General features: G+C 29.0%; 24 protein-coding genes. 8 read left to right on the top strand and 16 right to left on the bottom strand.

The genetic code is table 11. The annotated features are described in order from the left end of the window. The first annotated feature begins 22 nt into the window (after positions 1 to 22). Positions 23 to 1,141, top strand: a complete 1,119-nt coding sequence (jlpA, locus tag ELQ10_RS02060; RefSeq protein WP_134250115.1) for a lipoprotein adhesin JlpA — start codon at positions 23 to 25, stop codon at positions 1,139 to 1,141. Between the two features lie 90 nt (positions 1,142 to 1,231). After that, positions 1,232 to 1,972 (top strand): YaaA family protein, encoded by a 741-nt coding sequence (locus ELQ10_RS02055; RefSeq protein ID WP_134250114.1) that lies wholly within the window; start codon positions 1,232 to 1,234, stop codon positions 1,970 to 1,972. Between the two features lie 3 nt (positions 1,973 to 1,975). Here the strand turns inward: ELQ10_RS02055 and ELQ10_RS02050 are convergent, their stop codons facing one another. Beyond that, a complete protein-coding gene (locus tag ELQ10_RS02050) occupies positions 1,976 to 3,127 on the bottom strand; it encodes a M20 aminoacylase family protein (protein WP_134250113.1) in 1,152 nt (383 codons plus the stop codon). A 1-nt stretch (position 3,128) separates the two neighbouring features. Next, positions 3,129 to 4,349, bottom strand: a complete 1,221-nt coding sequence (locus ELQ10_RS02045; protein WP_134250112.1) for an MFS transporter — start codon at positions 4,347 to 4,349, stop codon at positions 3,129 to 3,131. 233 nt (positions 4,350 to 4,582) lie between these two features. Here ELQ10_RS02045 and ELQ10_RS02035 point away from each other — a divergent pair, with 233 nt between their 5' ends. Then, entirely contained in the window at positions 4,583 to 4,789 is a 207-nt protein-coding gene (locus ELQ10_RS02035) for a membrane protein (RefSeq protein WP_002853356.1), read from the top strand. A 2-nt stretch (positions 4,790 to 4,791) separates the two neighbouring features. Here the strand turns inward: ELQ10_RS02035 and ELQ10_RS02030 are convergent, their stop codons facing one another. Genes ELQ10_RS02030 through hemB form a run of 6 tightly spaced genes read right to left on the bottom strand, consistent with a single transcriptional unit; the run spans position 4,792 to position 10,547 of the window. Beyond that, complete coding sequence (locus tag ELQ10_RS02030) at positions 4,792 to 5,553, bottom strand: DUF5416 family protein (protein WP_074469260.1); 762 nt, start codon at positions 5,551 to 5,553, stop codon at positions 4,792 to 4,794. Further along, a complete protein-coding gene (locus ELQ10_RS02025; protein ID WP_086032363.1) occupies positions 5,550 to 6,815 on the bottom strand; it encodes a (Fe-S)-binding protein in 1,266 nt (421 codons plus the stop codon). Before ELQ10_RS02025 ends, ELQ10_RS02030 begins: the two co-directional genes overlap by 4 nt. Position 6,816: 1 nt before the next feature. Continuing rightward, positions 6,817 to 8,172 (bottom strand): oxygen-independent coproporphyrinogen III oxidase, encoded by a 1,356-nt coding sequence (gene hemN / locus ELQ10_RS02020; protein ID WP_134250111.1) that lies wholly within the window; start codon positions 8,170 to 8,172, stop codon positions 6,817 to 6,819. 1 nt (position 8,173) lies between these two features. Further along, positions 8,174 to 8,650, bottom strand: a complete 477-nt coding sequence (locus ELQ10_RS02015; protein WP_134250110.1) for a DUF2603 domain-containing protein — start codon at positions 8,648 to 8,650, stop codon at positions 8,174 to 8,176. Then, positions 8,647 to 9,567, bottom strand: coding sequence for an ornithine carbamoyltransferase (argF, locus tag ELQ10_RS02010; RefSeq protein ID WP_052793035.1), 921 nt, complete (start codon positions 9,565 to 9,567; stop codon positions 8,647 to 8,649). The genes ELQ10_RS02015 and argF overlap by 4 nt, the downstream gene beginning before the upstream one ends. Further along, positions 9,564 to 10,547, bottom strand: coding sequence for a porphobilinogen synthase (gene hemB / locus ELQ10_RS02005; RefSeq protein WP_134250109.1), 984 nt, complete (start codon positions 10,545 to 10,547; stop codon positions 9,564 to 9,566). Before hemB ends, argF begins: the two co-directional genes overlap by 4 nt. Before the next feature lie 57 nt (positions 10,548 to 10,604). On the opposite strand from hemB, the gene ribA reads away from it, so the two are divergent. Both ribA and rsmG read left to right on the top strand, forming a co-directional pair. Next, entirely contained in the window at positions 10,605 to 11,165 is a 561-nt protein-coding gene (gene ribA, locus ELQ10_RS02000) for a GTP cyclohydrolase II (RefSeq protein WP_002854114.1), read from the top strand. Then, positions 11,166 to 11,732 carry a 16S rRNA (guanine(527)-N(7))-methyltransferase RsmG gene (gene rsmG, locus ELQ10_RS01995; protein ID WP_134250108.1) on the top strand — a complete coding sequence of 189 codons (567 nt, stop codon included), beginning with the start codon at positions 11,166 to 11,168 and terminating at the stop codon, positions 11,730 to 11,732. A gap of 15 nt (positions 11,733 to 11,747) precedes the next feature. On the opposite strand, the gene ELQ10_RS01990 is transcribed toward rsmG, so the two are convergent. Together ELQ10_RS01990 and ELQ10_RS01985 are read right to left on the bottom strand one after the other, a co-directional pair. Further along, positions 11,748 to 12,320 carry a hypothetical protein gene (locus tag ELQ10_RS01990; protein WP_134250107.1) on the bottom strand — a complete coding sequence of 191 codons (573 nt, stop codon included), beginning with the start codon at positions 12,318 to 12,320 and terminating at the stop codon, positions 11,748 to 11,750. 89 nt (positions 12,321 to 12,409) lie between these two features. Further along, positions 12,410 to 13,507 carry a YeiH family protein gene (locus tag ELQ10_RS01985; RefSeq protein WP_134250106.1) on the bottom strand — a complete coding sequence of 366 codons (1,098 nt, stop codon included), beginning with the start codon at positions 13,505 to 13,507 and terminating at the stop codon, positions 12,410 to 12,412. A 112-nt stretch (positions 13,508 to 13,619) separates the two neighbouring features. On the opposite strand from ELQ10_RS01985, the gene ELQ10_RS01980 reads away from it, so the two are divergent. After that, on the top strand, positions 13,620 to 14,501 hold the full coding sequence (locus tag ELQ10_RS01980; RefSeq protein ID WP_002893222.1) for a LysR family transcriptional regulator: 882 nt from the start codon (positions 13,620 to 13,622) through the stop codon (positions 14,499 to 14,501). 79 nt (positions 14,502 to 14,580) lie between these two features. Further along, complete coding sequence (gene rpoD, locus ELQ10_RS01975) at positions 14,581 to 16,449, top strand: RNA polymerase sigma factor RpoD (protein ID WP_002853451.1); 1,869 nt, start codon at positions 14,581 to 14,583, stop codon at positions 16,447 to 16,449. Positions 16,450 to 16,463: 14 nt separating this feature from the next. On the opposite strand, the gene ELQ10_RS01970 is transcribed toward rpoD, so the two are convergent. Together ELQ10_RS01970 and ELQ10_RS01965 are read right to left on the bottom strand one after the other, a co-directional pair. Continuing rightward, positions 16,464 to 16,976, bottom strand: coding sequence for a histidine phosphatase family protein (locus tag ELQ10_RS01970; RefSeq protein WP_002853673.1), 513 nt, complete (start codon positions 16,974 to 16,976; stop codon positions 16,464 to 16,466). Further along, positions 16,973 to 17,491 (bottom strand): rhomboid family intramembrane serine protease, encoded by a 519-nt coding sequence (locus ELQ10_RS01965; RefSeq protein WP_002853517.1) that lies wholly within the window; start codon positions 17,489 to 17,491, stop codon positions 16,973 to 16,975. The genes ELQ10_RS01970 and ELQ10_RS01965 overlap by 4 nt, the downstream gene beginning before the upstream one ends. 97 nt (positions 17,492 to 17,588) lie before the next feature. Between ELQ10_RS01965 and ELQ10_RS01960 the strand changes: the two genes are divergently transcribed. Then, on the top strand, positions 17,589 to 18,005 hold the full coding sequence (locus tag ELQ10_RS01960; RefSeq protein ID WP_002853760.1) for a PepSY-like domain-containing protein: 417 nt from the start codon (positions 17,589 to 17,591) through the stop codon (positions 18,003 to 18,005). A 7-nt stretch (positions 18,006 to 18,012) separates the two neighbouring features. On the opposite strand, the gene ELQ10_RS01955 is transcribed toward ELQ10_RS01960, so the two are convergent. The 4 genes from ELQ10_RS01955 to aroB are packed head-to-tail and all read right to left on the bottom strand — an operon-like array spanning position 18,013 to position 23,503. Continuing rightward, complete coding sequence (locus ELQ10_RS01955) at positions 18,013 to 19,629, bottom strand: ATP-dependent metallopeptidase FtsH/Yme1/Tma family protein (RefSeq protein ID WP_134250105.1); 1,617 nt, start codon at positions 19,627 to 19,629, stop codon at positions 18,013 to 18,015. A 3-nt stretch (positions 19,630 to 19,632) separates the two neighbouring features. Beyond that, entirely contained in the window at positions 19,633 to 20,883 is a 1,251-nt protein-coding gene (gene mtaB / locus ELQ10_RS01950; protein WP_002921891.1) for a tRNA (N(6)-L-threonylcarbamoyladenosine(37)-C(2))-methylthiotransferase MtaB, read from the bottom strand. Beyond that, positions 20,880 to 22,451, bottom strand: coding sequence for a mechanosensitive ion channel domain-containing protein (locus ELQ10_RS01945; RefSeq protein WP_002856191.1), 1,572 nt, complete (start codon positions 22,449 to 22,451; stop codon positions 20,880 to 20,882). Before ELQ10_RS01945 ends, mtaB begins: the two co-directional genes overlap by 4 nt. Further along, entirely contained in the window at positions 22,448 to 23,503 is a 1,056-nt protein-coding gene (aroB, locus tag ELQ10_RS01940) for a 3-dehydroquinate synthase (protein WP_134250104.1), read from the bottom strand. Before aroB ends, ELQ10_RS01945 begins: the two co-directional genes overlap by 4 nt. Between the last annotated feature and the right edge of the window lie 14 nt (positions 23,504 to 23,517).

The following is a 23,517-nucleotide window of genomic DNA, read 5'->3' as shown; positions in this document are numbered from 1 at the left end:
TAAAATTTTTAAGGAGAAAACTATGAAAAAAGGTATTTTTCTCTCTATTGGAATAGCTGTTTTGTTTTCAGCTTGCGGAAATTCCATAGATGAAAAAACAGTTAAAAAATATGAAAATCAACTAAATCAAACAGTTAAACAAGAAATTGCAAGCCTTTCTCAGGATTCTGGAATAAAGATTGAATTCTCAGATTTTAAATGCAATGCAGATGGTGATTTTATAGCGTGTTTAAGTCCAAATTTCAAAACTCTTGCAAAAGATAATAACGATGAGTATCAAGAACTATTTCAAGCAAAAAATATCAAAATTCGCTCAAATGAAATTTACAAAGGCGAAGCAAATACATCAATTAGCATTAAAGAATATTACAACGATCTTTTTAAAAACCAAAAAAGCATACAATCAAATTTGGTTTTTGAAGATTTTAAACTTGGAGAAAAAGTTGTTAGTGACATCAATGCAAGCTTATTTCAACAAGATCCAAAAATCAGATCTTTTATCAATAAATTAAGCTCGGATTCTTATACTTTATCATTTGATAACTCCATAAACAAACAAGAAAACAATTATCTAGATAATCTTGATATAAAATTTTATAACGCAAAATTAAATTTCAATACAAATCTAAATATAAATCTAAAAGAAGATTTGCTTAATTACCTTGATTCTAAGGGTATAAAATTTAACACTCAAACTTTAGCTATGGATGAACAAGCTATCAATGAACTTCTTAATATAGCAAACTACGAACAAGCTTCAGATTTTAGCAATACAATCCAAAAATACATCATCTTAAATAATTTTAAAATTGATTCAACTCTTAAAACCGAAGGCGTATTTAGTAGCTATATAGCAACTGCTAAGGAAAATTTACAAACCTTAAAAGCTCAAAGTCAAAATGAAGAACAAGCATTAATCTTTGATAAAGCTTTAGCTATTTTAAACAATATCACTCAAAATGATGATTATAAACTCAATCTTGATTTAAAATTTAAAAACATCCCTGTTAGTGACTATAGCACACAGGGAATCGACAGCATAGAAAAACTAAGCATCAACAATCAAGACGCCACAGAAGCGTTAAAAATTATACTTCCATTTATCATGTTTTCTATGTTAATGGGCGGAGCGTCGTTTTAAATTTTAAAATGATAAAAACTTCAAAAACATTAAAAGCAAGATTAAATTCTTTGCTCTTAATGTTTCATAACATTAACAAAAAAGGCTAAAATGAAAATTTTATTCTCCCCTAGTGAAAGCAAAAATGAAAATTGCGTAAAAAATCCTATCAATGAAAACTCATTTATATTTAAAGAATTATTTCCATATAGAATGGAAGCTTTAAAGCATTATGAAGAATTTATCAAAAACGCAAGTTTGCAAAATTTACAAGAACTTTTTGGCATTAAAAACGAAAATGAAATTGATAAATTTAAACACGACTTAAAACAAGCTCCCACCCAAGAAGCTATACTGCTTTATACTGGGGTAAGTTATGAATATCTTAATTTTAAAGCCTTAGATAAAAAAAGCCAAGCTTATATTTTAGAAAATACTCTTATATTTTCTAATCTTTTTGGCGTTGTAAGAGCTAATGATACCCTACCCTTTTATAAATTCAAGCAAGGGGCTAAAATAGGAAATTTTGCCATAGAGAAATTTTATAAAGAACATTTTAGTAAAGCCTTAGATGAATACTTAGAAAATGAAGAAATACTTGACCTTAGAGCAGGATTTTATAATAAATTTTATACTCCAAAAAAGAAATTTTATACCTATAAATTTGTAAAAAATGGTAAAGTCATCAGTCATTTTGCTAAAGCTTATAGGGGAATTTTACTCTCCATAAGTGCAAAAAACCAAGTAAAAAACAATAAAGAGCTTTTAGCAAACCTTCCTTCAAACCTAAAACTCAAAGAAATTCAAATCAAAGGTTTAAAGGAAGAAATTGTGCTTGAAATTCTAGATTAGTTTTTATTTTAAGTATTTTAAAGCTAGCTTCGCATAATAACTTGCAGCCCTAGCTAAAAGCTTATCATTAAAAACATAACTAGAATTATGTAAATAAATGTCGTTTTCATTTTCTAAAAAAGCATAGGCACATTTTTTCATTTCGCAAAAAAATCCAAAATCCTCACTTGCCATTAAAGGACGATGATTAAATTCACAATTTTTTTCGCCAAATAATTCTTTTGCAACCTCACTAGCAAAATCCACAGCTTCATCGTTATTCATAGTCACTGGTGCAACAACATTTTTATTGATTTTAATCTCTATATCATTAGCCTGTGCAAGACCTTTACAAATTTTATAAATTTTTTCTTCAGTTAGCTTTCTAGTTTCATTATCTAATGCTCTAACACTCATTTTAATCGTTGCAATATCTGGAATGATATTAAAAGCATGTCCTGCATTAAAAGCTCCTATGCTTACAACTGCTGAATTTTGAGGATCAACATTGCGAGATACTATACTTTGCAAAGCCACCACAAGCAAAGAAGCAGCATAAATAGGATCTTTTGCTTTTTCTGGAGCACTTCCATGACCACCTCTTCCAATAACTTCAATGCTATAACTATCCGAAGAAGCCATCATCGCACCTTTTTTAAGATAAAATTTCTTATCGCTACCAAAAGGCATATTGTGCCATCCAAAAATATAATCACTATCAAATTTTTCAAACAATCCATCTTCTATCATTGCCTTAGCACCACCCAAACCCTCTTCAGCAGGTTGAAAATAAAGATTTAGCGTACCATTAAAATTCTGACTTGCTAAATACTTTGCAGCAAGCAATAAAGAAGTAGTATGCCCATCATGACCGCAAGCATGCATTACATTTTCTTTTTTGCTTTTATAAGGCAAATTTGTGCATTCTTGTAAAGGCAAAGCATCCATATCTGCACGAAGTCCTATTTTTTTATCGCTATTTCCCTTTTTTAAAACCCCCACAACACCTGTTTTTCCTATTTCTTCATAAACCTCATAACCAAATTCTTTTAATTTTTGCGCTACTAATTTTGCAGTACATAATTCATCAAAACCAAGCTCAGGATTTTCATGAATTTGATGACGAATTTTTTCAAATTCGCCTTGTAAGTCTAGTATTTCTGGAATTAAATTCATTCTATTTTTCTCCTTGTATAAAATTTTCTCTTCTAGGTAAAACAAATTGTGCTAAGATCGCTGAAATAAAAATCAAAGCAAAAATATAAACAAAACCCAAAGTAAAACTATGGGTTTTATCAACACTCCAAGATACTACCCATAGGTTAAATGATAGTATAACAAAGGTAATACTCCAAAAAGCACTCATAATAAAAGCAGTTTGATTTGGATTGGAATTTTTTAGTTCTGAAGGTAAATTAAAGAAAAATGGAAACCACATAGAATAAAAAATGCCTGATAACACAGCAAAAATCTGTATCAATACTAAATTTTGTAAAAATAACATACAAAATCCGCATATAAAAATACACGCTCCTCCAGACAATAGCATTATTTTAAAAGAAATATTTTTTCTTTTAAAAAATAATCCAAGATAAGGACCAAAAATAATAGCAAAATTAGCCAAGGCTGGAATTTCTTTTTTAGCAAAATCAGCTAATTCTTTACTAAAACCTGCATATTGCGCATAAAAAGTTGGTAAAAAAGTAAAAAGAGAATTTAAAAATAAAATAGGCCCTATGTAAAAAATAATCATACCCCAAGTAACACGAGATTTTAGAGCATAAATAAGATCTTTTGCATTATTCTTTTTTTCTTCTTTTTTATTCTCATCTTTACCTACAAAAAGCCACAAAATCAATAAAATCAAATTAATCCAAGCATAAAATGATAAAGAATCTCTCCAATTTCCAAAATAATTTGAGATACTTTCAGCTAAAATAAGTCCTAGAGTAATGCCTACTAAATTTGAAGTTATATTAAAACTAATTACAAAATGCAAAGCTTTTTTTTCAAACCATTGCTGTGCAATAGGCACTAAGCAAACTAAAGCACAAGCTGAACCAAGCCCTGTTAAAAATCTTATAATCAAAATACCACTATAACTATCTACAAAACTTAAAAAGATACCCGAACTCATTAAAATACAGCCTAAAAAATATCCCTTTTTTAATCCGAATTTATAAACCAAAAAAGCAGTAAATGAAGCACCAAAAATTTTCGCAACTACTATCATGCTAGTGATTAAAGTAGCTTGCTGAGTATTTAGGGCAAGATCATTTGAAATCAAAGGCATTAAAGACCCTGTTGCTGCCCAAGAGATACTAAAAACAGCATAAACACTAAAAATGATAAATTCAACTCCAATGCGTCTAAAATGAAATAAAAGTGATTTTTCCATATTAAAATCCTTTTTAGATATTTATTAAAATATAACATAAAAAAATAAGATATTTATTATCTTTAATTATTTTTTTAATTTAATTATTTTTTTATATATTTTTTTGTTACTTTTTGAAAATTTATATATAAGTTTAAAGATAAAAAAACTAAAATACAAAATAAAAAACCCGTAAAAGTTTTTTGAAGTATTTAAATGATATATTTCAAAATCTAGTTTTAAAAAGGAAAAATATGGAATTTTTAGCATTTATTTTTTTGATTATTATATTTTTATTTGTAGTCTTTATCATCGTTACTCGCTATGAAAAAAAGATAAAATTACTCAACCAAAACATACAAAATATGAAAGAAGATATAGCCGATCTTAAAGAAACAACTCAAAAAAATCGCTCTTTAATTGAAAAAAATCGCTCTAATATAGAAAATATAATAAAATAAAACTAAGAAAGATTTGCGATAAGCTTATAATGTTTTTTCTGATTTATCATTAAAGTAAAAATTTTTTCACTTGAATTTTCGCTTTTATTTTTATAAATCATACTTTTTAAAAACGGAAAAAGCATCGTACTAGAAGTTTTACCTTGTAAAATAATATGCATAGAGCCTTTTAAAATTCCGTACTTATAACTCATACCACTTGGAAATATATCAAGATTAAAACTTAAACTATCTTCATTGCTATCATAATTTAAAATTTCAATTTTAACAAAGCTAATTTCTTGATCTTCTTGAGATAAATTTTTAAAAATTTCAAGTTTTTCATGTTTTTTGATAGTAACAACTTCTTGCTTACTTTCTTTAAAATCAGAAAGAAAATTTTCATTTTTAAAAATTCTTGAAAAAAATTTTAAATTTTTAAATTGTATACTTGTTTGTTTTGTGTTTTCATGTATTATTTTTTCGGATTTTAAGATGTTGTGTTCTATATCATCTTCTTGGTTTTGATTATCTTTGTTTGATTTCATGTCAAAATCTTCAACGATAATCATATCTTCACTATTACAAATATTAAAATGTTTTACAATTTCTTCAAAAGTAAAACTGTCATCACTAAATTCCAAAAGATCTACATTTGAAGTGATAAAATCAACACCATCTCGTTCTTCAATCTTATCTTTAATCACAAAAGCATCAACACAAAAGCACGATCTTTGAATTTCGTATTCAGAACTTTTGCCTTTAAATACTATCTTCATTATCACAAAGCTTTTGCTATAAGTTCTAAAGGACTAGCAAAAACAACCTTGCTTGAATTTTGTTCTAATGCATTTGAAATTTGCATTCTGCAAGCTGAACACTCGGCGCTTACCACACTAGCCTTACTTTCATCGATCATTTGTGCTTTTTTAAGCCCTACACTTAAAGCTCTATCATAATAATCCGTTTGCATACTCACTCCACCAAAACCGCAACAAGCATTAGAATTACTCATTTCTACAAAATGATAATTTGTTTTTAAAAGTTCTCTTGGCTCTTTAAAAACCCCTTGCATTTTTCTTGCATGGCAAGGATCGTGATAAGTAATGCTATAATTAAATTTATTTTTTGTTTTTAAAATTTCTTCCAAAGAAGTAAATTTATAAAAATACTCGCTAGCCATATATATCTTAGATGACACACATTTTGCGCGTTTCGCCCAGTCTAAATCATTTTGCATTATAAAAAAATGTTCATAATCTATCTTTAACATAGCCGAACAAGTGGCCTCAGGAACTATAATAGCATCTAATTTTTCTAATTTTTTTTCAAAATACTCAATATTTTTTTTAGCCAAAACTTCAACACTTTTAAAATCACCCGTAAAAAATTGCGGTGCTCCACAACACACTTGTTCTTTCATCAAATCCACATTGATTTTTAATTCCTTAGCGATTTTAAGCACTGCATTAGCCGTATCTATGTAAAAATAATTCGCCAAACAACCTACAAAAAAACCTATGGTTTTTTCTCCATCATTATTGATAAATTTTGGATTAGAATTTAAGAAACTTTTTTTATTAAAACTTGTAAGCAATCTTCCCTTTTTAACAAAAGGCATGGAAAATCTTGCCTTCATACCTGTATTTTCATTCTCATTTTGAATTTTAAACGCACAACTTTGAAATACATAGCCAAGCTTAGCTACCAAATCTAAAATTTTGCGTCTTCTTAAAAAGAAAAAAATAAGTTTTTTATACCAAGCTATACCAAATTTTTTAGCTATATCATAACGAACTTCTTCTATGGCATTATCTACTCTTAATTTACTTGGACATACTTCAACACAATTGGTGCATAAAAAACAAGATTCAAAAACTTTCTTAGCTTCTTTATCAAGTTCTAGACTTCCCTCTTTATAAGCAGCTAAAAGATCTAAAAACCCTCTTGGACTAGTAATTTCATCGCGATTTTCTTCATGTATAGTACAAACAGGTATACATTTGCCACATTTAACACAAGCATCACTTATTTGACTAAATTTCATCTTACACCGTTTTTGAGAATACTTTTTTATCTTCACTAATGTTTTTCATATAAGCATCAAAACACATAGCAATATTTCTTATAAGTAAAACGCCTGTTTCATTGACTTTGATAAAATTTTCATCAAAATTAATAAAATCTTTGTATTCTTCTAAAGCTTTTAAATCCTCTTTAAAATACTCCTGAAAATCAATGCAAAATTCTTTTTCTATTGACTTGATATCAAGCTTAAAATTTGCCATTAACTCCATAATCACTGCTTTTCTAAGCTCATCATCATCGCTTAAAGCTACGCCTCTTTCAAAAGGCAAAACTCCTCTATCTAATGCAGCTTCATAACTTGACATATCTTTAAAATTTTGCGCATAATGTCTTTGTCCTTCACCTATACTTGTAAGCCCGACACCGACTAAATCAGCACCGCCTTTAGTAGTATAACCTTGGAAATTTCTATGCAAAGTTTCATTTTCTAAAGCTTTAAAAAGCTCATCATTTTCTTTTGCAAAATGATCCATTCCTATCATTTTATAGCCATTTTTGCTTAAAAATTTCTCACAAAATTCTAAAATTTCAAGCTTAACATCAGGACTTGGCAGGGTATTTTCATCAAATTTTCTCATATTTTTCTTAAGCCAAGGCACATGAGCGTAATTAAAAATCGCCAAACGATCAGGGTTTAAAAGCATAACTTTTTCTAAAGTTTGTGTAAAGCTTTGCAAATTTTGATAAGGCAAACCATAAATTAAGTCCATATTTACAGACTTTATCCCTTTGCTTCTTACAAGATTTAAAGCATTTTGTGTTAATTCAAAAGGCTGGATGCGATGAATTTCTTTTTGAACTTTTTCATCAAAATCCTGCACTCCAAAGCTGATACGATTAAAGCCATTTTGTGTTAAAACTGTGGCTTGTTCCTCATTTAAAAAACGCGGATCGATCTCACAGCTAATCTCTGCATCTTTAGAAAAATTTCCAAAAACAGATCTGATTTTTAAAATCAAATTTTGAAGTTGTTTAGCGCTAAAAAAAGTTGGAGTTCCGCCTCCAAAGTGCATTTGCACCACTTCTCTTTTAGTATCTAAAATAGTACTTAAAATATCAAGCTCTTTAAAAATATAAGTTAAATACCTTTCTTTACTCTCTTCTTTAGCTGTATAAATAACATTGCAACCACAAAAATAACAAGCACTCCTACAAAAAGGCAAATGAAAATAAAGCGATAAAGATCTATCTTGCTTTTTTAAAATTTCTATATATTCTTCGTATTTGAAATTTGTATTAAACTCTACTGCCGTAGGATAAGAAGTATAGCGTGGTCCTGCTTTAGAATATTTTACAAAAGCTTTATAATCTCTCATTTTAGTTTACCCTTTCTATCATCGCTTGCATATCTACAAATAAATTTGGATGCTCTTGTTTGATTTTAGAAATTAATTTTTCAAGATCAATACTAACTTCCATAGTGCCATTTTGTGCCTTTTGCTTGATCTCATCCATAGCAACCGTCCAAACATCGTTAAAATCTACAGGAATTTGCTGATAAATCGCCTTTTCTAAACGCAATTCAAAATTCTCTTTTTGACTTTGTTTTAAACTTTCAAGTATATTCTTAAGACTTTGTAAAGAAAGTAAAGTGTGAATTTCATCGTTTTCATCGATCACAAACCAAGGTTCAGGAGAATCAAAACTTCCATTTTCAAGAACTAAACATTTTTCGTTTTCATTCTCGCTTTGCTTCATTTTAAAAATCGTTCTATCTTTTTTCTTTATTCCTAGATTTTGACTAAATTCATCAATGCGTTTTAAGCAAGTGCTATACTTTTCTAGCTCTTTCATTCTCTTCCTCTCTGATTATCCAAAAAGCAAAGCAAGGCTTTTACCACATAAAGGCGATTTCTTGCTTCTTCAAAAATCACATCTGCATGTTTTTCAAAAATTTCTTCACTCACTTCATAACCCCTATAAGCAGGCAAACAATGAAGCAATATCGCGTCTTTATTGGCAACGCTCATAGCCTTTTCATCGATCATAAATCCTTCAAATTCTTTGATCTTGCGTTCTTTTTCATTCTCTTCGCCCATGGAAACCCAAGTATCGGTGATGACTACATCTTTATCCTTTAAAGCTTCAAATTTATCATGATTTAAGGAAATTTTAGCTCCTGAAATCAAAGCCTGTTTCATAGCAAATTCCCAAATTTCAGGGCTAATTTTATAGTTTTTTGGTATAGCTATACTAAATTCAAAGCCCAAAATCGCAGCCGCAATAAGCCAAGAATTGCACATATTGTTACTATCTCCGATAAAAGCAACTTTTGCTATACCATTTTGCATCTTATTCCATTCTTTGATAGTAAGCAAATCTCCTAAAACCTGAGTAGGGTGATAAAGCTCGCTTAAAGCATTGATCACAGGGGCTTTAGAATATCTTGCAAATTCGAGTAAAGTTTCATGTTTATTGACTCTCATCATCACAAAATCAACCATCGCCCCTATCACCCTAGCTGTATCCTTTACAGGCTCGCCACGACTAAGTTGTAAATCATTGCTGCTTAAAAATAAAGCCTTTCCGCCAAGCTCTGTTATGGCTAATTCAAAGGCCATTCTTGTTCTTGTAGAGTTTTTCTCAAAAATCATTGCTAAAGTTTTATCTTGTAAAAGTTTTTTAGGCTCTTTTTTAAGCTCGCTAGCATGATTTACAAGGCTTAAAATTTCCTCCTTAGAAAAATCTCTTAAAGTTAAAAAATGTTTCATTTTTCTCCTTTTAACATTTTAGCTAATTCTTTGGCATGATAAGTGATGATAAGCTTTGCCCCTGCTCTTTTAAAAGCTATCATAGTTTCATATAAAACTTTTTCATAATCAATCACTCCAGCATTTTTAGCTGCCTTTAACATAGCATACTCTCCGCTTACATTATAAACACACAAAGACAAGTTAGAATGAAAGGATATTTCTTTAACCACATCAAGATAAGCAAGAGCGGGTTTTACCATCAAAATATCAGCTCCTTGCGCTTCATCTTCTAAGCTTTCTTCTAAAGCTTCTTTACCATTAGCAAAATCCATTTGATAGCTTTTTCTATCTCCATAACTTGGAGCTGACTCTGCTACATCACGAAATGGTCCATAATAACTTGATGCAAATTTAGTAGAATACGCCATTATGGGTAAATTTTCAAAACCTTCCTTATCTAAAGCTTCACGCAAAGTAGTGATAATACCATCCATCATTCCACTAGGTGCTATCATATCTACCCCTGCTCTTGCATGAACTAAGGCTTGTTTGGCTGAAATTTCTAAAGTGGCATCATTATCCACACTTTTTGTTTTTGGATCGATAATCCCACAATGCCCGTGATCTGTGTATTCACAAAAACAAAGATCGCTGATTATAAAAAGATCTGGAAAATTTTTCTTAATCTCTCTTATACTTCTTGCAACAAGCCCTTCATCATCTAAAGCATCGCTTCCACAGCTGTCTTTTTTCTCATTTTCCAAAACGCCAAAAAGTATAATGGCTTTAATGCCTAAGTTGACTACATTTTGACACTCTTTTAAAATTTCATCTAAACTCATTTGAAACACATCGGGCATAGAAGAAATTTCTTTTTTTATCCCCGTTCCATTAACCACAAAAAGCGGATAAATCAAATCATTTACACTTAAAGAATTTTCCCTTACCATAGCTCTTAAGTTTTCATTAAGTCTTAATCTTCTAAATCTTTTAAACATTTTTTTGTCCTTTTTTTGCTAAAATCTTAACATAAATTTGATTATAGAGAGTAGTAAATGAAAATAAAAATTTCAGAAATTGCGAATTTACCTAGCAAATGGGGAAATTTCCAAATACAAAGTTTCAAAGAAAATGATAAAGAACATTTATGTATATTTAAAAATACTCCAAAAGACACACTCAATCTAAGAATTCATTCAGAGTGCTTAACAGGAGATGCTTTAGGAAGTTTAAAATGTGATTGTGGGGAACAGCTTGAATTTTCGCTAAAATATATAGAAAAGAATGGCGGAATGGTGATTTATCTTAGGCAAGAAGGAAGGGGTATAGGGCTTTTTAACAAGGTTAATGCTTATGCTTTACAAGATAAAGGTTTTGATACGATTAAAGCAAATCATCAGCTTGGCTTTAAAGCCGATGAAAGAACTTATGAAATTGTAGAATTTATACTCAAACACTATGAAATTTCTAAGGTTAATTTACTCACAAATAATCCCGAGAAACTAGAGTCCATTAAGGAAAAAATCATCACACGCATACCGATTTTAATAGAACCTAATCGTTTTAATGTAGAGTATTTAAACATAAAACAAACTCAAATGGGACATCTTAAATAAATGATTTTTAAAGATTATGATTTTTTACAAAACTACGATTTAAAAAACTTTGAAGAAAAGATAAAAATTTATAAAGAATTATTATCTAAATTTAACCGCATTCACAATCTTACTCATTTAAAAAATATAGATGAAAATATCTTTGATAGTATTAAAATTTTAGATTTTTATGATTTTTCTAAAGCAAAAAATATCGCCGATATAGGAAGTGGCGCAGGATTTCCAGCTGTATTTTTAGCCTTTTTACTGCAAAGTAATTTTCATCTTTTCGAACCCAATCCCAAAAAAGCTGCCTTTTTGCGGACATTAAAAATAGAATGTGAACTTCCAAATTTACATATTTACAAAGAAAAAGTTCAAGAATGCCAAAATACCTTTAAAGCCGATATCATCACTTCAAGAGCCTTAATGGATATCAAGCCTTTGCTTAAAATTTGCAAAAATCTAAAAGATGAAAATACGGTTTTTATTTTATGGAAAGGTAGTGAAATTTATCAAGAACTTGAAAATATAAAAGATTATGAAATTTTTGAAAATAATTTAAGAAGATATTGTATTTTAAAGTAGCCCTAAGGCTACTTTTTATTCTGCTAAATCAGCGTTAAAACTGATATCCACCAAAGGCCAAGAAATTCCACCATGTCCTGCAGCCACATCGCTTAATGCTTTTAATGCTTTAGAACCATTTTTAAAAGTATGCAAATCAACTTGTCCTTTAGCTTCAAATTTATTATCTTTGATGGTATAAGTTAAAGGCACAATAGTACTTTTTTTATCCATAGTAATTTTTGCTGAAATAACGCCTTTATTTTCACCCGCAATCACATCTTGAAAAACAACTTTAATATCCGTATCTCCCAATAAAGCAGGGAAAAATACTTTTGTGATATTATTGGTTATAATATCATTGCCTTCACCCATAAAAGCATTACTTGGCTTTATGGTAGCTTTAGCGCCTTTAAGATAACTTGCTAAATCCTTTGTATTTTTAGAAAATTTATATTCTACATTTTTAAATTCACCTTTTGTTCCTATCATATCTTTAGTTTTATATCCTTCAAAAGAAACCTTTAAACTATCTTCTTTAAAAGATACAGCACTTAAAGCCGAAGCTAACAAGCAAGAACTTAAAATACTTACAAGAATTTTTTTCATCTTTATTCCTTTTTAATAAATTTAATTAATGAATTAAATTATATTCTTAGTTGATTAATAAAATAAAATTTTCTAAAAAATAATTTTTATTACCAAAGTATACCTTTAAAAGCTAAGGTTAAAAAATATCCTCCAAAAATCAAAACAAGCCCTAAAACAAAAGCCAAGCCAAATACCCTAGAGCCACTTTTTAAAAATTTTTTAAAGTCAATTTGCAAGCCTAAAGCTGCCATAGCAAAAACGATACATAAAGTACAAAGTGTTTTACCTAAAGAAATAATATCACTCGTAGCAATACCTAAAATACTTTCTTTACTTGCTAGATATGTATTTAAAACTATCATACCTAAAAATGCGAATGCAAAATAAGGTATAGTGATACTTTTTGCAGTTTTTCCACTGTTTGAATGCTGATTTTTAGCGAAAAAATAAGTCACTATAAGTAAAAAAGGAACAAGCAAAATCACTCTCATCATTTTTATAATCACTGCAACATTAGAAGCACCTTGCTCAAATCCTGCCATATCTTTTGCCATTTCAGCAGCACCTGCAACATTTGCCACCTCATGCAAAGTAGCTCCCATAAAAACCCCCATAGCATTTTGATCAAAAAAAGGAAAAAGATTTAAAGAAAAAGCTATGGGATATAAGAACATAAACACAAGTCCAAAAATCACCACAGTACCTACGGCTAAAATTCCCTTAAAAGGATCACTTTTCAAACTTGACTCTAGTGCTAAAACCGCTGCCGCACCACAAATAGCACTTCCAGCTCCAACAAGCATAGAAGTTTCTTTATCGAGTTTAAAAATTTTCATTCCTACAAATAAAGCAATAATAAAAACAAAAAATATCACTATAGCAGAAAGTAAAAACCCTTTCAACCCTACACTTAAAAGCTCAGTTAAAGTGATATTAAAACCATATAAAACAATGCCAAGTCTTAAAAGCTTTTTCGCACTAAAATGCACTCCAGCTTGAAAATGATGTTGGTATTTAAAAAACCAAGGAGAAAGCAACACTCCTATGATAATAGCAAAGGCAGTCGCTGCCAAATGAGTAGTATCTTTGATACTTTGAACACTAGAAAGATACATAGCAAAAATCACTATACAAGCAGTAAAAAGCAAACCCTTAAAATTTGATCGCACTATAGCCACGCTATGTGCTAAAAAACTTGTTTTCATTTATTTTCCTTTTTATAAATTTTGTGTTATTATATTTTTTTTATTAAAATTATAAAAATATATTATTTTAATTTTTATAATAAATTTTTTTTATTAAATAAAGGAATCACTCATGAAAATCAAAGACATGGAAATATTTTTAGATCTTTTAAACACTCAAAGTCCAACTCATACAGCCAACAATTTTTCCATAACTCAACCTAATGTTTCAATAGTAATTAAAAATTTAGAAAATAAATTTGATGGCATTTTATTTGAAAGACTTGGAAAAAAACTCTTACCTACACCAAAAGCTTTAGAACTAGGAAAAAATTGGTTAAAAATTATACAAGCCTACTACCAAAGCTTAGAAAAATTAAACGACGAAAGTATGCTCTTAGGGGAAATAAAAATAGCCTCAACTCAAAGCATTTCTGAACATTTTTTAGCTCCTATTTTATTTGATTTTAAGGCAGAATTTAAAAACATAGAAATTCGCTCTCAAACGCAGAATTCAAAAGAATGTTTAAATTTACTAAAAAACGGAAATATAGAATTTGCAATCATTGAAGCAGAACTTGATCCAGCTTTAGTGGAGTATGAAAATTTAGAAATAAATTTTTGGCAAGATGATGAACTTATAGTAGCTACAAGTGATAAAAAACTCAATGAAAAAGAATTTTATATCGATGAACTTTTGGAACAAAAGTGGATTTTAAGAGAAGCAGGCTCAGGCTTAAGGGATAAATTTTTAAACGAAATTGGTGCAAGCTCAAAAAAACTTAATATTTTTCTTGAACTTGATAGAATGGCTGCGATTAAAGAACTTGTTTTACAAAAAAAAGCAATCTCTATTTTTTCCAAAAAAAGCATAGAAAAAGAATTAAAAAATTCAACACTTTATGAAATTAAATTAAAAAATATCGACCTAAAGCGTAAATTTTATACCTTAAAAAGAAAAAATTATAATTTTAACAGAGCTTTAGAAAAATTTGAAAAAATATTCAAATCATAAGCATAATAACCGATTTATATAGAAAGTTAAGCAATTTTTAGATAAAATCCAAAGCTTATATAAATTTCAAGGATAATCAATGAACGCCAAAACTCAAGAAGCCGAATTAGAAGAATTATTTCAAGAAAATGCAAAAGATTATATCACATATGAAAAATTGGTAAAATATCTTACAAAACAACCAAGTGCATCAACCGCTAAAAAAGTGCAAGCATTAATGAAAAAACACAAAGTGCAACTTTTTTCAGCAGCCGAAATTGCACAAATGAAAAACATAGAAGATGCAAAAAGACTTCAAGAAGAAAAACAAAAACTCCAAGATACAAGCCTTGAGAACGAATTTGATTTAGCCAATGAAAACGATTTATTAGAATGGAGCAGATCAGACTCTCCTGTTCGTATGTATTTAAGAGAAATGGGACAAATTGCTTTATTAAACAAAGATGAAGAAATTGAAATTTCCAAAAAAATAGAACTTGGCGAAGATATTATCATTGATGCTTTTTGTTCTGTACCTTATTTGATAGATTTTATTTTAGATTATAAAGAACCTTTAATAAACAGAGAAAGAAGGGTAAAAGAACTATTTAAAAGCTTTGACGATGAAGAAAAAAGTGATGATAAACTTGATGAACTTGATATAGATGAAGATGAAGAAAACGAAACAGAATTAGAATCAGATGAAGAAAATACTAAAAAAAACAGCAAAAAAGAAGATGAAAGAACTTTAAAAGTTATAGAAAAATTTAAAGCTCTAGAAAAAGCTAAAAAAGATTGGCTAAAAACATCCAAAGACAAAGAAAGCGGAGATGAACTTTTAGATAAATTAAGCATTGCGTTCAAAAAAAATATTTTAAAAGAAAAATTAATGGATCTAGGCCCTACTTCAAAACTTATTAGTGAAATCGTAAAATCAATGGAAACTGCACTAAAAAGCGATGAAGAATTTGACAAAGAACTTAAGCGTTTAGAATACCGCTTACCTATGTTTTCTGATGAACTTAAAAAACGCCATGCAGATATTTTAAAAGATATTACAAAATTGAGCAAAGAAGAAATCACAGAGCGAGCTTTAGAAACAACCATGGTAAGCACTTATATGGAAATTAAAAAACTATTTCAAACTAAAGAAGCTAGTGAAAAAAGCTTTGATCTTGAAAAATCACGTTTAAAAGAAATTTTAGAGCAAATTAAACGCGGTAAAAAAATCTCTGATGAAGCAAAAGGAAGAATGGCAAAATCAAACTTGCGTCTTGTTGTAAGCATAGCTAAACGCTACACAAATCGTGGCCTACCTTTCTTAGATCTTATTCAAGAAGGAAATATAGGTTTAATGAAAGCTGTGGATAAGTTTGAATACAAAAGGGGTTATAAATTTTCCACTTATGCAACTTGGTGGATCAGACAAGCTATTTCAAGGGCTATAGCTGACCAAGCAAGAACCATAAGAATTCCAATCCACATGATAGAAACCATCAATCAAATTAACAAAATTATCCGCGAACATCTACAAAAAGATGGAAAAGAACCTGATGTCAGTGTTATAGCTAAAGAAGTAGGTTTAAGCGTAGATAAGGTTAAACAAGTCATTAAAATCACAAAAGAACCAATTTCCCTTGAAGCTCCAATAGGAAATGAAGATGATGGTAAATTTGGAGATTTTGTTGAAGATAGAAATTCACTTTCTCCAATGGATCATATCTTAAAGGATGATTTAAAAGAACAAATTGATGAAGTTTTAGATCAATTAAACGATAGAGAAAAAGCGGTAATTCGTATGCGTTTTGGTTTAATGGATGATGAAAGTGATAGAACTTTAGAGGAAATTGGAAAAGAGCTTAATGTCACTCGAGAAAGAGTGAGACAAATAGAAAGCTCAGCTATAAAAAAACTCAAACACCCTAAAGTAGGAAGAAAACTAAAAAATTATATTGAAGGTTGGAAGTAAGAGCCAATCTCTTACTAAAAACCCAAATCTTTTTCTTCTTTTAACTTGCGTACATGTTCAAAAAAAACTAATTTTCCGCTATGTTTTTTTAAATTTTTAAATTCCTTAATATCAAATTCTAAACACAAGATAGAAGAAGTTGGAAAAGAAGCTAAACATAGCGAGCTTAATAACTCTCCAAGTTCCATTAAACCAGGATTATGACCCACTAAAAATACTTCGTTAAACTCATCATCAATATCTTGCAGAATTTTTAGCAAATTTTCAACATTACAAAGATACAATCTTTCATCAAAACAAATTTTATTTTTATCAAAATTATAAAATTTGGCTATTTTTTTCGCTGTTTTAGCGGTTCTAACAGCAGGACTTGATAGCACCAAATCAGGATGAATTTCATGCAAGGCAAGATTTTTAAAAAGTTTTTTTAAATCTTCCTTTCCACTCTTAGTAAGTTTTCTTTCAAAATCATCAATATCCCCACTCTTACTTGCTTTTGCATGTCTTATAATATAAATTTTTTTCATTTTACCTCTTTTATTTTAGCTAAAATATAACCACACATAAACCCGAAAATATGACCATACCAAGCAACATTTACCCCCATAAGCAATGGCGCAAAACTCATAAGTAAAATTGCCACTATAAGTCCTTTTGTGCTATTTTTATCAAGAACAGCATAAAAGCCCATTAAAACACAAATTGCACCACTAGCGCCTATGACATTTATATTTTCTCCGAAATATTTAAAATCAAAATACACATAAAAAACACTTAAAAGTGAACACAACAATCCGCCAATAAAATAAATAAAAATAAAACGCAAAGCACCTAAATAAGTTTCTAATATACGCCCAAATTGAAACAAAACTATCATATTTAATATAAGATGAGTTAAATTTCCATGTAAAAACATTGAACTTAAAAGTTGCCAATAAGCTCCATTAAAAAATAAAATATTCAAACCAAGAATATTATAATAATCATAAGAAATCAAAAAATAACATAAAATATTTAAAAAAATTAAAAAAATTGTAAGCAAAGTATAAAACCTTTATTTTTTATAATATTGTCTTAAAATTCACATAAAATTCACATAAATTCTTTACAATTTTACTAAAAAATAATTAGGAAAAATATTGAAAATTAAATTTTTAAGTATTATTACTATTTTAAGTTTATCTTTAAATGCTGATATAATAATTTCTGCTGATAATTTGCCAAGTGTTTCTAAAGAATTTTTACAACATAATTTCAAAGCACCCATAGGGATCGTACAAAAAGACAAAAATTCCTATGAAGTCTATCTTAGCGATGGGACAGAACTTGAATTTGACATAGATGGAGCTTGGAAGGAAATTGAAAATAAAGCCTTTCCTTTTGATCTAGATTTTTTACCTCAAAATTTAGCCAATATCATTAAAAACGAATTTCCAAATATAAAAGCTAGAGAAATCGAAAGAAAAATCAATCATTACAAGATTAAACTTGATAACGATGTAAAAATTCTTATAGATTTTAATGGAACCATCTTGCACAAAGAAATTGATGATTAAAATATAATCAAACCTGCATTATATTTTTAACATCATCATGTTCTATCTTTTCTTTTTCAAGCAAAAGCTCTGATAATTTTAAAATTTTATCCTTCATAGAATTTAAAAATTCATCCATTTCTTTTTTTTGTTCATTTAAATTTGGCTCTTCTAACATATCAAAACTCAACATATAATCAAGCAATTCTTTAATCTTTAAAAAATCATCTTGCGAGTTAGTATAACTTTCATTATAAATCAATCTCATAGCTCTAGAACCAGCCAAATAAACTTTTATACGATTGATAAGCTCTGATTTTGATCTTATATTATGCTCATATTCTTTAAAACGATCTTCAATGAGAGTGATTTTTTCAAATCCTATGTCAAAATAATAAGCACTCAAAGCTTTTGCAGCCTGATAAGTGGCTTGAATTTTCTTCTCTTCATCATTAAAACTTAAAATCTTTTTCTTGCCTAAAAGAACTTTATTTAATACAGCATAAAAATCATTTTCCTCGACTAATGCACTATTTCTTCTTAAAGCATTAATTGCTGCTTCATTGACCAAAGTTTCAAGCCCTGCTCCACTAAAACCTACGCTTGCTTTGGCGATTTTATTTAAATTGACATTATTGTTTTTATCTTTCATATAAATTTCTAAAATTTTAAGTCTATCCTTAAAATCAGGCAAAGATAAAAAAATTCTCCTATCAAAACGCCCCGAACGCAATAAAGCAGGATCCATAAGTTCGATTTTATTTGTCGCAGCTATAACTATAACCCCACTATTGTCCTCAAAACCATCCATTTGAGTTAAAAGTTGATTTAAAGTGCTATCTCTTTCAACATTTGACATTTCTCCTCTTGCCTTACCTACAGCATCTATTTCATCGATAAAAACTATACTAGGAGCCATCATTTTAGCTTTTGAAAAAAGCTCTCTAACTCTTTTTGCACCCATACCTACATAAATTTCAACAAAACTTGAACCGCTTTGATAAAAAAATGGCACCCCTGCTTCTCCTGCAACTGCTTTTGCTATCAATGTTTTTCCTACACCAGGTGGGCCTACCATTAAAACACCTTTTGGCATTTTTACACCAAATTCTTTATATTTTTTAGGATTTTGTAAAAAATCCACAAGTTCGCTTAGCTCCATTTTAACTTCATCAACACCTGCTACATCATTAAAAGTAATATTTGAAATCACAGGTTTTATATGAGAACTTTCTAAATTTATATTTGAATTTTGAGCTTGAGTGTGATTTTGATTCTTATTTGATATTGGATATTTAGCTAACTCTTTTTTACGAGCAAAATAGCCAAGACTTATAAAAAGTGCGATAATAAAAACAAGTAAAATAAAAAACACCCAAAGCGTGTTATCTTTTTTAACTTCTACGGGAACTTTTGCTAAAAGTGTTTTTATATCTATGCCATCTTTTATAATTACGTAATTTTCACCTTCCGCCTTAAGCCAAATTTCGTCTTTATCAATCACAGCTTTTTGGATTAAATTTTGACTTAACAGACTTTGATAAAGATTTTCATCTATATATTTAGGTTCATTTTTAAAATATAAAATTCCCAAAAGCATACATAAAACCATAAAAGATGCTAAAATTATCTTTTTATTTTTCATTATCTAGCCTTTTAAATTTGCAAAGTTAGACTTTTCTTGCACTTCATATTGAGATATAAAGATCCATTCTTTAGCTATATCTTTATCACTTTTAATTTTGATCTTGTTAAAAAACTGATCATACCCCTCAAAAAAACCATCTTTTTGATTTTCCACCAAAACTTCAAGCGGAACTTGATTTTTTTTCCTAAATTCATAATTATTTTTTTCCACGATAGATTTTAAAGTATTTAATCTTTCTTTAGCCAAAGTTCCATTTATCACATCTTTCATGGTAGCAGAATGCGTATTATTTCTAGGACTAAAAATAAAAGCATGGATATGAGTGAGTGGAAATTCTTTAAAATTTCTTAAAGCTTCTTGCCACACTTCTTCACTCTCGCCTGGATGAGCTACTATAAAATCCGTCCCTAAAGCATATCCTTTGCTTGCTATAGTATTAAAAAGCTTTAAATCATTATCCGTATGCGATCTTCTTCGCATTATGCGAAGCATTTTTTCACTTGTATGTTGCAAAGCAATATGTAAATGCCTTTCAAGCCAAGTCTCATCTAAAATTTCTAAAAAACTTTCATCAATTTGTGCGGGTTCTAAACTACCTAACCTTATGCGTTTTATACCTGAAATTTGTCCCATTTTTTGCAAAAGCTTGCCTAAACTTGTGCCATTTTTAAGCCCATATGAACCTATATTAGTCCCTGTTAAAACAATTTCACTATAGCCATTAGCCCCCAAAATTTCAACTTGTTTTAAAAGAGCTTTTTCATCTACACTTCTTGATTTACCCCGCACGCTAGGGATAATACAATAAGAACAAGCAAAATCACAACCTTCTTGAATTTTCACAAAAGCTTTGGTATGATTTTCATACTCACAAACTATATCTTTATCAATAAAATTTAAATTTCCAAGTTCATAAAAACTTGTCTTTGCTCCTAGAAATTCATTGATTTTATCTTTATTTGACGCTCCAAGCACTCCAAAAACTTGCTTTTTATCTAAAAGCTCCTTACCTTTGCTTACAGCACCGCAACCTGTAAGTATAACTTTAATGCCTTTTTTTTGCATGGTATTTACATAAGACTTTATCCCACTATCAGCACCATTTGTAACCGTGCAAGAATTTACAACGATAATTTGTGCTTTATTCTCATCATTTATAATCTCATAATCTTTTACATAACTTTTTAAAAGCTCTGTATCATAAATATTTGTGCGACACCCAAAGGTTTTAAAAAAAACTTTTTCTTTCAATCTTTATTCCTTGCATGAAAATGCATATTTTCATGATGTTGTTCAAAATGATTTTGATTTAAATTTCCTAAATATAAATTTTGCGATGGATAAGCGATTTTTATATCTTTATGCTTATTAAATTCTTTTATAATCTCTTTACTAATCGTACTTCTTAATACCAAAGCCGCATAAGCATTGGTCATATACCATGCAGAAATTCGCATTCCCCAATGTTCAAAAAACATAAAAAACCTTGGCTCCACTTTAGGATTTTTAATACTATATTCATGTTGTAAACGAGCTATATTTTTTCTAGCAAGCTCAGTATAACCTTTGGCATGACGTGTAACAATATTTTCTACAATTTCTTGTGCCTTATCAAGATTACTATCAAAAGTAACACTTATATCAATGCCATCAAGCACGGTTTTCATACCATGATGAGTATAATTAGCAAGCAAATTTGTAAAAACATAGTTATTAGGAATAAATATAATACGCCCACTACGACGATTTTTATTATAAGTTTCAAGTGTAAGCTCTTCATAAAGAGTAATACGTAAAAAAGAAATGTCTATAATATCTCCTATATAGGTAGTATCATTTTGAAAAACCTTTACACGATCCCCTACTCTAAAACTTCCGCCAAAAATAATCACACACCATCCAAGCATAGACATAAACATATCTTTCATAGCAATAGCTAAGCCCGCAGAGGCAAAACCAAGTATAGTTACAAGATAAGTAATATTTTCTATATAAGCAAAGAGCAAAATAAGAAAAATAATATTTATATTAATAAAATTAATAATCTTCGTAGCAGTATAATATCTTTCACTATCTTTAATGTATTTTTTAGCAATAAATTTCAACATAAAAGCTATAGCTATAACAATAACAATAGCAACAAGTATATTTACAGCCCTTAAGCTTTGAACTTTAATCTCAGCACTTACTCGAGAAAGCTCTTCATCAATTTTTTTCTCATAAACAGAATAAGAAACACTAGCAAAATTTAAAGCTTGCTCAAATTCTTCCAACTTTTTATCCGAAGCTTTTAAAGCTTCTATATTCTCAACACTTGGTTTAAGCTCAACTAATTCCTTAAGTTCTGAGTTTTTTTCCCTGATCTTATCTACTAAATTTTTAAAATCATTAAATTTAAATATATACTCTTCCTTTTCTCCTTTTAATTTCTTAATATGAGAAAAAGCTCCTATAATAGCCAAAGGATTAGTAAGCTTAGATAAAGTTTCTATATTATCAGGGGCACTAAGACTTTGTGCAAAATTTAAATCTTTATATTCTTTAAGCAAGCTCAATTGCTCTTCTAAATTTGCTATCTTGCGTTTAAGTTCTTCTTGTTGGTGAATATCGGAAGTCTTTTTTAAATTAAGATTTAAAATGATTAATTCATCATTTATATCTTGATATTTTATAAAATTTTCATAACGTATATTCCAAATACTAGCACTGATTACAGTATTTAAAGTATTAATTTTCTCATTTATATTATTAATAATAGTCCGATTTACATCACCAAAAGCAAAAACAACAAAAAAGGTTAAAATAATAATTTTTTTCATTGAAATTCTCTTAAAGTTGCAATTATATCTTCTTTAGAAATATCACCTTTTATTAAACCCTTACCCAAAGGACTAGCAAGAACAAAATTGATTTTTTTATTAGAGCTTTTTTTATCCATGAAAAAAGCTTCATAAAATTCATCTACATTGTTGATTTTATATGATATTGGCAAACCGAATTTAAGTAAAATATCTTTTATTTTTTGACTTTGCGTTTTATCCAAAAGCCCTAAATTTAAAGCCAATTGATTTGCCATAACCATACCTATAGCCACCGCTTCTCCGTGTAAATAAAGCTTATAATCTGTAAAATTTTCTATAACATGAGCAAAAGTATGACCATAATTTAAAAGCATTCTAAGCCCTGATTCTTTTTCATCTTGTTCAACAACCCTTGATTTAAGTTCTATGCTTCTTGCTATAATTTGAGTAAAAATTTCATTCTCACAAGTAGCATTTAAGAAACTTTTTTCATCAATTTTTTCTATAAAATCAAGTATACTATCATCAAACATTGCTGCCATTTTAATAAATTCAGCCATGCCTGCAGCAAGTTCTCTAGAACTCAAAGTCTTTAAAAAAGAACTCTCGCAATATACAGCTTTAGGTTGATAAAAAGTACCAATAAGATTTTTACCAAAATTATTATTAACACCTGTTTTTCCACCTACTGCTGCATCAACGCAAGCTAAAAGTGTAGTAGGAATATTTATAAAATCAATACCTCTTTGATAAATACTAGCAGCAAATCCGCCCATATCACTAATCACGCCACCACCAAAACTTATAAGCACGCTTTTTCTATCCAATTTAGAATTAAACATTTGGTTTAAAATTTCTTCCATGGTGCTTAAATTTTTATATTCTTCACCATCTTTTACAGTGACAATAAAAATTTCTTTTGCCTTAATTTTAGAAAGTAATGTTTTCAAATGAAATCCTGAAATCTTAGGATTTGAAAGTATAAAAACCTTACTATCAAATTCTAATTCTTCAAGTTCATCAATATAAACCTTATAAGCATTTTCTTTTAACTTAACTTCTACTTGCATTGAACTACTCTTTT

The organism is Campylobacter sp. US42a, assembly GCF_004379055.1.
Classification (GTDB): Bacteria; Campylobacterota; Campylobacteria; order Campylobacterales; family Campylobacteraceae; genus Campylobacter_D; species Campylobacter_D jejuni.
Note: the sequence above shows the minus strand (reverse complement) of the source record. Positions and strands in the feature narration are given on the sequence as shown.